Source organism: Paenibacillus sp. FSL K6-1318 (assembly GCF_037976905.1).
Taxonomy (GTDB): Bacteria; Bacillota; Bacilli; order Paenibacillales; family Paenibacillaceae; genus Paenibacillus; species Paenibacillus amylolyticus_A.
The window spans coordinates 5,393,001-5,404,134 of the sequence record NZ_CP150270.1; the positions used below are offsets into that span (position 1 = coordinate 5,393,001).

General features: G+C 50.0%; 10 protein-coding genes. All 10 read right to left on the reverse strand.

Annotated features, from left to right (window positions below):
• Positions 1 to 31 precede the first annotated feature (31 nt).
• Entirely contained in the window at positions 32 to 904 is an 873-nt protein-coding gene (locus NYE45_RS23985) for a LysR family transcriptional regulator (RefSeq protein WP_062837890.1), read from the reverse strand.
• A 69-nt stretch (positions 905 to 973) separates the two neighbouring features.
• The gene (ssuE, locus tag NYE45_RS23990) at positions 974 to 1,522 is read right to left on the reverse strand and encodes an NADPH-dependent FMN reductase (protein WP_340014303.1); all 549 of its coding nucleotides are present in this window, start codon (positions 1,520 to 1,522) and stop codon (positions 974 to 976) included.
• A gap of 102 nt (positions 1,523 to 1,624) precedes the next feature.
• On the reverse strand, positions 1,625 to 2,539 hold the full coding sequence (locus NYE45_RS23995) for an ABC transporter permease (RefSeq protein WP_264934161.1): 915 nt from the start codon (positions 2,537 to 2,539) through the stop codon (positions 1,625 to 1,627).
• 60 nt (positions 2,540 to 2,599) lie between these two features.
• Positions 2,600 to 3,532, reverse strand: coding sequence for an ABC transporter permease (locus NYE45_RS24000; RefSeq protein ID WP_036605816.1), 933 nt, complete (start codon positions 3,530 to 3,532; stop codon positions 2,600 to 2,602).
• Between the two features lie 41 nt (positions 3,533 to 3,573).
• A complete protein-coding gene (locus tag NYE45_RS24005; RefSeq protein WP_340014304.1) occupies positions 3,574 to 5,217 on the reverse strand; it encodes an ABC transporter substrate-binding protein in 1,644 nt (547 codons plus the stop codon).
• Between the two features lie 170 nt (positions 5,218 to 5,387).
• Positions 5,388 to 6,731 (reverse strand): LLM class flavin-dependent oxidoreductase, encoded by a 1,344-nt coding sequence (locus NYE45_RS24010; protein ID WP_340014305.1) that lies wholly within the window; start codon positions 6,729 to 6,731, stop codon positions 5,388 to 5,390.
• Between the two features lie 322 nt (positions 6,732 to 7,053).
• Positions 7,054 to 7,332: a glutaredoxin family protein gene (locus NYE45_RS24015; protein ID WP_036605813.1), complete on the reverse strand. Its 279-nt coding sequence runs from the start codon at positions 7,330 to 7,332 to the stop codon at positions 7,054 to 7,056.
• Positions 7,333 to 7,549: 217 nt separating this feature from the next.
• Positions 7,550 to 8,503: an aminoglycoside phosphotransferase family protein gene (locus NYE45_RS24020; RefSeq protein WP_340014306.1), complete on the reverse strand. Its 954-nt coding sequence runs from the start codon at positions 8,501 to 8,503 to the stop codon at positions 7,550 to 7,552.
• A 193-nt stretch (positions 8,504 to 8,696) separates the two neighbouring features.
• Positions 8,697 to 10,376, reverse strand: a complete 1,680-nt coding sequence (locus NYE45_RS24025) for a glycosyltransferase family 2 protein (RefSeq protein WP_340014307.1) — start codon at positions 10,374 to 10,376, stop codon at positions 8,697 to 8,699.
• Positions 10,377 to 10,443: 67 nt separating this feature from the next.
• Positions 10,444 to 11,091 carry a GT-D fold domain-containing glycosyltransferase gene (locus NYE45_RS24030; protein WP_340014308.1) on the reverse strand — a complete coding sequence of 216 codons (648 nt, stop codon included), beginning with the start codon at positions 11,089 to 11,091 and terminating at the stop codon, positions 10,444 to 10,446.
• Positions 11,092 to 11,134 lie beyond the last annotated feature (43 nt).

Genomic DNA, 11,134 nt, shown 5'->3' on the forward strand with positions numbered 1-11,134 from the left:
TGAACCTGTGTTCATATAGCTTACAAGCGATCTATAGTTGCCGCAGCAGTTCCCCGAAAGGCTCTGCCAATGGCGAGTATTCTTCCTTTAACGTGACGACGCTGATCTGCAACGATACACCTGCCACCTCATGTACCTGAATGGGGAACAACTCCTGATTCTGCACTTCCTTCTTCACCGTGAGTCCCGGGAGAAAGGCAATGCCTGCCCCTTGCATAACCAGTTTCTTCGCCGTCTCCGAATTATCAACATGATATGTAATATTCGGCGGATGTTCCAGCGAGTCGAAAGCCCGGTGAATGCGAAGCCAGTCCAGTGAACCACATTCGAAAAAGACCAGTTGCTCATTCCGGATCGCCTCCATGCTGACATGTCCGCTCTCAATGAATGGATGTCCTTTGTACACATAGAGCTGGATCGGATCTTCATAAAAAGCAACCGTACGGATCGCAGGATGCATGACCTTGCGCACAAAAGCAAGATCGATCTCCTGACCAAGCAGTTTGGCAATCAGCTGATCCGTCGTTGCTGTAGTCAATTTGATATTAATTTCGGGGTAAGCATCCTTGATCTTGGGTAGAAAATCGGGAATGACATAATTGGATACCGATACTGTACTACCGAGCCGAAGAGCATCCGGTGTTGATCGCCGTTGCTGAATCTTCTGCTTGCCCTTCTGAATCACTTGCAGCACTTGCTGCGCATATGGCAGGAATTTCCGACCTTCCTCTGTCAGCACAATTTGCTTGCCAAGCCGATCAAACAACTTGCAGCCCAGCTCCCTTTCCAGTGACTGAATGCGAGCTGTGACCGAAGGTTGGGACAAGAAGAGTACTTCGGCAGCCTTATTGAAGCTTCCATAATGATTGATATATACAAATGCTTCAATGTTCTCGATATTCATGAGCGCCTCCGTATCCACGTCCGCAGACGTTTGACCTTATATCAATTTAACCGATATACTTACTCGGTTTTATGATATTTTAATCCCATCCTTTTCCAGTGTCAATATCAATTCGTCCAAGGAACGATCCAGACGTGAAGTAATGTCCGCCGAGAGTACGAACTTTCCATCATCCAGTCGTTCAATCCCCTGATCCACAGCGTACACCCCACCCAGAATATGTCTTCCACCAAGGGCTGCCAGAACAGGCTTCAATGCATAATCAATGGCTAGCAGATGAGCAATGGAGCCACCAATGACAAGCGGGAGTGTCAACTTGCCCCGCAACCCTTCTTGCGGAATCAGATCCAGGAACAGCTTGAGCACGCCGGAGTATGATGCCTTGTAAACCGGTGTAGCTACAATAACGGCATCCGCCGCTTCAACAACAGCCAGAGCATCACGAATGAATGAGCTGTCGAATCGGGCTTGCACCAGATCCTCAGCGGGCAGATCCACAACGTGAATAACTTCAACGGTGATGCCTGCCTCCGTTAATTTTAGGCTGCTGTAATCCGTCAGACCTGTCAAACGCGAACGCTTGGAAGGTGATCCGGCAATAATGACAACATGTGACATAAATTTTTCCTCCTCAAGCGTAAACGGCTGTCGCCGTCCTCTGATGGCACTATAAAAATGGATAAGGTGAAACTTATAAATTCTTATATTTTGGAATAGCGGTCAAGCCGCTCCTTTTACTTTGGGATCCAACCGGTCGCGAATATCGTCTCCAATCAGATTAACCGCCAGTACAAACAACGTGATCGCCAGCCCCGGGAAGGTACAGATCCACCAGGCAACCGTCAGATAACCTCTACCTTGCGAGAGTAAGGCGCCCCAATCCGGAATTTCCTTCAACACCCCAAGTCCCAGAAAGCTGAGTCCGGAGCCCGTCAGGATCGATGTCCCTACGCCAAGCGTAGCCATGACCAGCAAGGGTGACAACGAATGTGGCAGTACATGTTTCCAGAAAATACGGGTATTGGAACCGCCCAGTGAACGTGTCGCTGTAATGAAAGGCAGACCTTTGACAGATATGACCTGCCCACGCATCACCCGTGCGTACCCCGGAATCGAGGAAACGGCAACAGCCAGTGCAATATTCATCAACCCTGGCCCGAGAGCAGCTGCAACAGACAACGCCAGGAGCACGCCGGGTACAGCCATCAGAATATCAACGGCACGCATGGTGATGGTATCCACAATTCCTCCGGCGTAACCGGAGATAATACCAAGCGCACTACCAACAATGCCTCCCACAAGCACCGAAGCAAATCCAATAAGCAATGAATCCCTGCTTCCATGCACAACTACACTGAAGATATCCCTGCCAAAATAGTCCGTCCCGAACAGGTGCGCAGCAGAGGGAGCCTGCAGAATGGCATCCGTCATCATCTGAGTTGGATCATAAGGAGCAATCCAGCCCGGCACAATCGCACATGCCACGGTAAACACGACCACCAGCAATGCTGCATAAAAGAATAATCGGGATACCGCGAGTGAAACGCGATAGCGCCAAGGGCGGCGATTCCACAGACGTATACGTCCTACGCCCGCCCATGCTTTTTTGTCACCAGCCAAAGGTTTCATGCTCATGAGCAACAACTCCTCCTTCCATACTCCGCGTCAGGACACTTCTGACTGTTCCAGCTGTCATCATGTTCGGACTGCACGCCGAACCCGGGGATCAATGTACGAATAAGAGATGTCCACCAGCAAATTCAAGACCACATAGATAATGGATGTAAAGAAAACAACGCCTTGCACCACGGGCAGATCCTTGGCCATTAGCGCATCGGCAATAATCCGGCCAATTCCTTGTCTGGAGAAGACAGTCTCCACCACAACCGTACCCGCAAGCAGATCACCGATCAGCATGCCGATTACCGTTACGGCAGGGATCAGCGCATTACGCAGCGCATGGCCATACATGATGGCGCGCTCCGAAAGTCCTTTTGCCCGTAACGCCACGATAAATGGTTCATTGATCACTTCCAGCATGCTGTTACGCACCATCCGTACGATAAATCCTGCACCCACGAGACCCAGCGTTGCTGCCGGAAGAACCAGTGAGCTGAACCCATCCGATCCCATCGCCGGAAACCAGCCAAGCTGTACCGAGAATAACAGGATGAGCAGTATACCCGTCCAGAAGGTTGGCATGGAGATGCCGAACAGTCCAACGAGCCGGGCGACGAAATCAATCACGCCATTACGATGAATTGCAGACAATACACCGAGTGTAATTCCAATCGTGATCGCAATGATTGAGCTGAGTGCGGTCAAAGCCAGTGTCGCTGGGAAATGTTCCAGTATTTTGGGCAGAACCGGATCCGAATTGATCATCGATTTACCGAAATCTCCACGCAGCATATCACCGAAATAGTTCGCAAACTGGATGTAAAACGGCTGATCCAGCCCAAGTTGAACCCGCAGATTCTCGATCATCTCCGGGGTAGCCGAGGACGGGTCCAGCATGAGCAGAACCGGATCACCCGGCAGAAGATACATGATGCAGTACACCAGCACCGAAGCTCCAAAAATAACCAGAAGCGATGTTGCGAGTCGTGACAGTATCGTTTGAACCATACCGGGATATCTCCTTCCTGAATCTGGATTGGCCATTCATGTTAGGGCTGAATGCGGACGTCGTTAAAGAGTGGATACCCCAGTGAATCGAACTTGATGTCTTCGACCTTTTTGGATGCTGCGACGGTATAAGGGAATACATAGATCGGCAGAATCACCGCTTGCTCAATCAGATATTGTTGAATCTGATTGTAGATCTCGACACGTTTATCCGCGTCAATTTCTACAGCCCCCTGTTCCAGCAGTTCATCGATCTTCGGATCAGACAAACCGGACAATGTCGGGCGCTGACCCTCTGCACTCGTATGATAGAAGGCATACAATGCATTTGGATCGGAGTTAACCTGGCTGTTGCCATAGAGATCGTAATCCCAGTTCTGATAGATGACCGTTGCGATGTCTTTTGTAATTTCCACTTCAACTGCGATGCCTACCTGTTTCAGCTGTTGCTGGATAATGGCGGCAATGTCATTGCGTTTCTCCCGATTGGGTGAACCATCGACATAACGCAGGGTCAGCTTCTGGCCGTCTTTGGCACGAATACCGTCAGCACCTTTCACCCAGCCTTGTTCATCGAGCAGCTGATTGGCTTTGTTGATGTCCGGGTTAATGCTTCCTTCCAGCGATGCATCATAACCCAGAATTCCAGGAGACAATGCAGACCATGCACGTTCGTAGTTGCCCAGATACAATGTTTTGACAATCGATTCCACATCTACAGCGGATTGCACCGCCTGCCTTACTTTCACATCATCCCAAGGCGCTTTGCGCAGATTGAAAAAGAGTGTATATGGCAATCCCACCGTGTTAGCCTGTAACAGTTGCTGGTTCGGATCGTTTTTCAATGCAGCGATATTTTGCGGTGGGACGGTCTCGGCAGCGAGTACCTGACCACTTTGTACACTTCCGATGCGTGTCGCTTCTTCCGGTACAATTTTGAATGTGATCGTGTCCACATGTGGCGCAGCTTTATTTTCAACCGTCTCAGGTCCCCAGTTGTAATCCTTGTTTTTGGCAACGACGATATCCGCATTTTCATCCCATTTCACAAAGGTATAAGGACCTGTGCCCACCGGATTTTTCCCCAGCTGATCGCCATATTTTTGGGCAGCTGTAGGGGATACGATCCCCAGAAGCGCCTGGCTCAAGTTGCCAAGAAAGGCTTGCGATGGTGATTCCAAATTTACCTTGATGGTATATTCATCAATGACTTCAGAGGAGCTGTAGGGTCTAATCAGGGCAAGGGAATTGGCAGCTTTGGTAGCCGGATCGATCACCCGGTCCAGATTGTATTTCACGGCTTCCGCATTAAACGGTGTGCCATCGTGGAACTTCACGCCTTCACGCAGCTTGAACGTATAACTCTTGCCGTCCTCGGATACGCTCCATTCCGTGGCGAGCCAAGGTTTGATGGAACCATCCGGCAACTGTACTACCAGATTATCGTAGATCGTCCGGATGGCGCGTACCGTTACGGCAAGCCCACTGCGATGAGGGTCAAGCGTATCCGGTGAAGTCGCGAGTGCAAAAGTCAGGTTGCCTCCTTCGGCTTGCCCGGCCTGATCCCCGCCCGAAGCCTGTGCTGCACTGTTCGTGCTGCCTCCCGCCGCTCCGCAACCGGATAATACCATCACCAATACTGCTGCCAATGCCATATATTTCATCCATGAGATAGACCTGTTCATATCGCTTCCCCCTCTGTGTATACAGGTGTCATTAAATTGATGTTTATACCAATACTCTATATATCCTATGAGTTAAGTCGGTTTTAAAATAGCGTGAATCGTAGTCATTTCTTGATTACCAGTTGAAGAAAAGAGCAGACAAAATCAGATGCTCGTTCGCTCCCTATCCGTTATGCCAAATCAGATACGACTTGCTCCTTGGCAGCCGTATAACGGTTAACCGGAATTTGCACCCCAAGGTTACCTCGCAATGTATCGTGTTCATAGTCGGTACGATACAAGCCGCGTTCTTGCAGAATCGGAACAACGAGTTCCACGAAATCAGACAATCCACTTGGCAGCTCGGAAGCAATAATGAAACCATCCGCCGCTTCTGTCTCGAACCATTCCTGAATCTTGTCAGCAACCTGCTCCGGTGTGCCCAGGAATTTGCTGCGCGGTGTTGCTGCCCGCAGAGCCACTTCACGCAACGTCAATCCTTGCTCCTTGGCATCCTTCTTGATCTTGTCCGTGCCACTGCGGAAACTGTTGCTTCCAATTCCGTTCAGCTCCGGGAAAGGCTCATCCAGTGGATATTGGGAGAAATCATGATGTTCGAAGAAACGTCCCAGGTAATCCAGTGCTTTGTCAATGGTGACCAAGCTTGCGATCTCCTGATATTTCTGTTCAGCTTCCTCTTCCGTCCGTCCAACAATAGGATTGATGCCTGGCAGAATGACAATATCCTGTGAAGAACGTCCGTAGGAAGCCGCCCGCGTTTTGACATCCTTATAGAATGCCTGTGCATCTTCAATCGTATCGTGTCCGGTAAAGACTGCATCCGCTTCTTGCGCAGCCAGGTTTTTGCCATCTTCCGAAGAACCTGCCTGGAAAATCACCGGCTGTCCTTGTCGTGAACGCGCAATGTTGAGCGGCCCCTGTACGGAGAAGAATTCTCCTTCATGATTAAGGGTGTGCAGCTTGGAAGGGTCGAAGAATACACCGCTCTCTTTGTCTCTGACAAAGGCATCATCTTCCCACGAATCCCACAATCCTTTGGTTACCTGCAGATATTCCGTAGCGATGCGATAACGTTCCGGATGCGTCGGGTGATTACTTTTGCTGTAGTTTTTCGCTGTACCTTCCAGCGGAGAAGTCACGACGTTCCAACCTGCACGACCATTACTGATCTGATCGAGGGAACCGAACTGTCTGGCTACGGTGAACGGATCACTATAGGATGTCGAAAGGGTACCCACCAGTCCAATCCGTGAAGTAACGGCAGCCAACGCGGACAAGATACTGATCGGTTCGAAGCGATTCAGGAAATGGGGAATGGATTTCTCGGTAATGTACAGACCGTCTGCGATAAAAACAAGATCGAACTTGCCTTCTTCCGCTTTCAGCGTCTGACGCTTGTAGAACTCAAAGTTAACGCTGGCATCTGCCTGAACTTCCGGGTGTCTCCATGTGGTATTGCTACCTCCAACTCCGTGTACAATAGCTCCGAATTTCAAACTGCGTTTCGCTGTCATGTGCATTCCGCCTTCCTTGGATTAAAATCTTCAAAAGAGTTATCAAGGGCCATTCTGAAACGATTACGTATGCGAATTAACTAAAAGTTAACTATTCCTATGAGTTTGGTTTGTTTTAATTTCACAAATCTTATCACTGCCCCGTAAAAGGGTCAACAGCGCGACTAATAGATTTTTTCTATATGAGTATTGAAGATGTGAATTAGAACCATTTACATCTCATCAAAGCTTTGAGTTATGAACGTTCCAACTGCTGTACAATGCCATCTTGCATCATACAGCAGCCGGAACGGCTTGCTACAAAGGTATATATCGAATCCCGTTAGACCGCTGCTGCTTCGTCCGCTCGTGCCAGAAGTTCAGCTAGCTTCTCCAGATCAGGTTCCAGCAAAGCTTCAAACTTGCCGTCCCCTCCCACTTCAATCACGGGTACATGCCGAATGCCATATTTTGCTTCAAGCACATCACGCAGCACGTCATTGCCCTGCACTTCAATGTTCTCGAAAGGCTGGTTTCGCTCTGTCAGAAATGCTTTTACTTCCCCGCAGAAATGACAGCCTGTTTTGCTCCACAGCACGACTTTCTTGGTTGATGATGACATCGACATACCTCCTGGTTAGTTTTAAAATTAAGATCTGGGCGATGAATCACAAAAGCCCTAGACCTTCAATTCCCATCTGTTAAATAAGAATTATGGCTATAAATGTACTCCTGCACCCTTCATGCGTCAATGGATCTGCTAATAGAATAAACCTATAGCTAAATAGAAAGATTAAATTTTAAATTTGAAAGATGAATGATTTTACATGAATGAGTCGCTATTGGCCCCTCCAAACCTGTTCAAGAGCTTGTTTCGCTAGTACAGTGTAAAACTCGATCTGATCCGGACTTCGATCTATAGCCCACCTCAGCGTATCAAAGGCTTTTAACAGCAATACATATCTCGCTTGATTCAATTCATGCTCCTGCTCTTGTAGACTTGTCCCATAGCCTTCTAAAAACGCTTTCAATTCTTCGTTGTCAGGACCCTCTCCCCGTAGCTGGCATTGTATGAGTTGAATGATATCTCCGTAAGGCACGACAGTGACTTCTGCATTTCCCCAATCCAGAAGGGTAATCTCTCCTGTCGAACTTACGATTGTATTCTTCAAAGAGAGATCGCCATGGCATAAACCAAAGCGGAACTTTTGCATTCTCAGTTGTTCGAATAATTGCCGTACGATTGGGGACTCCTTCATCGTCATTACACCAAGCTTGATTAGCGGGTCTTGCTCCGTCAGACTATTGATATTGTATTGCACATATCCTTGCCAGCTACCATCTGATCCTGCATGCGGGGGAGAGTAAAATCGATTCTCTACAGAATCCTGGAGATCCCTTCCGAAACCTGTAACGGGGATGGATTGCAAACGTTGGGTATACTCACCAAGTTTCCTCCAGATCACGGACGTGGGCACTGTCGTATCCAATCCGTTATCCCCTTCCACAACCGTTTGAATCATATAGGCATGATCAGCGTTGACCCCAACGGACAATGTCTGTGGCCCAGGAATACCGGCACTCGTTGCTCGTTCGATGCACCATTTTTCTTTCAAAAAGGTGGGATATGTATCTTGACCGTTCATGCGTACAACCACTTTATGACTCGCCGTCTCCACCAGACAGACCTGATTAACAAAACCTTTACCGATGATATGGTGTGAGCATTTTACTTTTTCCAGCAAAAAATCACTGGCAATCTGTTCGGCCTGTCTGACCACAGAATTTTTCATCATGCATCCTCCCTATCCCTATATCATGATCCCAAGTTGGGCATGGTGATCATGGTGTTGGTCATAGTGTAAAAGGAAATCGTTGATCTTTCAATTATTCGGATGCGGAATGAGTCAGAGCGATTATACTGGAAACCGCTACATCTTCCATTCCGCATCATGCTGCTGATCTGGACAAACAGATCGCCTGACATTACAGATCTGGGTTCAAGAGCTGAGGTGGAGCGATAATGGGCCAGCCTTCATCCATCGAATTCAGTTGGTCCGCAGACACGCTGACAATATGCCCAGAGTGTATACCCCAACGTTCTGCGGCATATACGGATACAAATCGTCTGCGCTTGCCTCCGCTAATCTGATATCGAATCTCGGGTGCATCCACTGCGACAACAATACTTCCTTCTGCCCAGCCATTGGGAGAACCTTGAACCGCTGTCGTATGCACCTGATGTGACTCCATCGGCCATCCTTGCACGTCCCCCGCTGATATCAATGCTTCTCCGGCAGGAATGGCGAGCAGATCCGGTTTGGCAACCTGAACAGGAGATATCCCACGCGGTACAGGGATGTTCAACTTACGCCGCCGTCCGCCGGTTAAGGTATAGACATCGCCTTTGGCATCGGATAGGAACGATCCTTCCGGGTAGAAGTCACTGCTGCGTCTGAACTGTAATGCTGGATCTTGGCTACCCTGCGTTGAGATTCGCTGACGCGGATCGATTGGGTACGTATCTCTGTCCTCTTGTTGACCGGATGGGGTACCAGAGCTTTGTCGTTTCGCCAAGCGGGTAGTTTCGGCAACCAGCGCATGGGGATCTCCCCACTTTTGGCTATAAAACTGCTCGTTATCCTTGTTCACTACAGCAAAATCCTGCTCACCCAAGGCTTTCATGCTGACACTTCCAAAGTGATGGATAAAGGCATCCCCCGCGACAGCAAGCTGGTATCCTGCCAGTTTCACCCGGATGATCCAGTCGTCATCTTCAAAATTACCCACGGCATAACCTTCATCCAGATAACCTACCCTTTCCAGCAGCTCCCGTGAGAACAGCCAGCAGAATCCGACCAGGCGATCGGTTATTCGATGTTTGTCTGCATCTGGACGATTATGTGTGTTGGCAAAAGACCACATGTCCTCGACCTCACGGTACGGAACCTCAATCTGCTGATCCCCGCCAATATAGTTGGTCACCGGACCCACCACACCAATCTTCGGATCACTGGCAAGACAAGTCATCATATTATCCAGCCAGCCTGGAGTAACCAGCGTGTCGTTGTTCAGTACGATAATATGTCGTCCTCTCGCCATCATCAGCCCATGATTGACACCTCCGGCAAACCCCCGGTTCTGATCCAGGGCAGCCACCCTCACCATGCCGCCTTTGCGGAGCATCGCCTCAGCAGTTCCATCCTTGGAGGCATTATCCACGACTATGATTTCGAAGGGGGCCGGGGTATGCTTTTCGATACTGGACACACATTGCAGCACATACTCCCGCTGATTGTACGTGGGAATAATGATGCTAACTCCTTCAAAAACAAGACCAAACGAGCTCTGTCCTTGGCGGACACCTTCGTCATAGCCTCTGTGATAACCCTGTTTGTAGAGTTTGGCGCCCTTGGCTGTGCGTTTACTTCTGCCCTTGCGTCTGGATTTCCGCGTTGAACGACTACCTGCTGCATGCAGAACTGCCATTTCAGGTCGCGAGACATCTTGCTGTGTGACACGGCGGTCCGCTTTTTTGTCGCTGCTTATGCTGCCATTCCGGTTGTGTTCACTACGGCTTTTGTCACTGCGAGTGACGTTTCGAGCATCAGCCTTGTTGTTACGACCATGACGTCCTTCCCCGCGCTGTTGACCGGGTATGCTCATGTTGCTCCCTCCATTTCCACTCGTCCGTGAAGCCAACGCGCACATGACCAGCCCCCGGACGGTCCACCTAGAGTTGAAGCTCTCCTGTTACCAGTTTGTCAGCCAGATGTCCAAAATCCAGAGCGACCTTGCCGAGTTCACCTGCAATTCGCCGACACAGAATGACCGCCGGAATGCCCGCCGCCACCAGAGCGATATCGAAAGCATGCTCTGCGGTTTGCTGCATCACCCTCGGAATATCCATGACTCCTGCCACTGAACCAATGATGCCTGTGACATGAATACCCCGGCTATGCAGCAGTGCCGCAAGCTCTTCAGCCTGGCTGCCTATGAGCAGAACTCGTCGCCCTTGCAGTACAGGCAGTACCAAGCCGGACTGATGCAGACTGTAATTGATCGTGGAGCTGGTCAACTTCAGCCGGGACCAGTCGATCCCGAAGTGGCGCAATACCGGGAATAGCAGCCCCTGGAACGTAGGCGCCCGCGAGATCGGCACGCCAACCCAGTCGGCGGCCTGTATGGCTTCCGCAAGCATCGCGCGGATGTCTGGGGTTGAGCATGGCACCCCTGCATAAGGCAGAAACGGTGCCAGCTCCTGCACTTCCTGACCTGGCAGCACCGTATCGGCTGCCAGGGTGAGCAGTTCGCCATCTCCGAGGCGAACGACAGACAAGGGGCGCTGCGCATCCAGCGCCGCCGTGATGTGGCCAGCCATCTCATGAGGGCTGGCCAGCCGGGCCAGGCTGGGCGCGTATTGG

Bases quoted from the DNA above. Each gene is read 5' to 3' on its own strand.
- NYE45_RS24020 (WP_340014306.1), bottom strand. From the start codon at position 8,503: ATGAAAAATTCTGTGGTCAGACAGGCCGAACAGATTGCCAGTGATTTT.
- NYE45_RS24000 (WP_036605816.1), bottom strand. From the start codon at position 3,532: ATGGTTCAAACGATACTGTCACGACTCGCAACATCGCTTCTGGTTATT.
- NYE45_RS24010 (WP_340014305.1), bottom strand. From the start codon at position 6,731: ATGACAGCGAAACGCAGTTTGAAATTCGGAGCTATTGTACACGGAGTT.
- NYE45_RS24015 (WP_036605813.1), bottom strand. From the start codon at position 7,332: ATGTCATCATCAACCAAGAAAGTCGTGCTGTGGAGCAAAACAGGCTGT.
- NYE45_RS24030 (WP_340014308.1), bottom strand. From the start codon at position 11,091: ATGGCTGGCCACATCACGGCGGCGCTGGATGCGCAGCGCCCCTTGTCT.
- ssuE (WP_340014303.1), bottom strand. From the start codon at position 1,522: ATGTCACATGTTGTCATTATTGCCGGATCACCTTCCAAGCGTTCGCGT.
- NYE45_RS23985 (WP_062837890.1), bottom strand. From the start codon at position 904: ATGAATATCGAGAACATTGAAGCATTTGTATATATCAATCATTATGGA.
- NYE45_RS24025 (WP_340014307.1), bottom strand. From the start codon at position 10,376: ATGAGCATACCCGGTCAACAGCGCGGGGAAGGACGTCATGGTCGTAAC.
- NYE45_RS24005 (WP_340014304.1), bottom strand. From the start codon at position 5,217: ATGAACAGGTCTATCTCATGGATGAAATATATGGCATTGGCAGCAGTA.
- NYE45_RS23995 (WP_264934161.1), bottom strand. From the start codon at position 2,539: ATGAGCATGAAACCTTTGGCTGGTGACAAAAAAGCATGGGCGGGCGTA.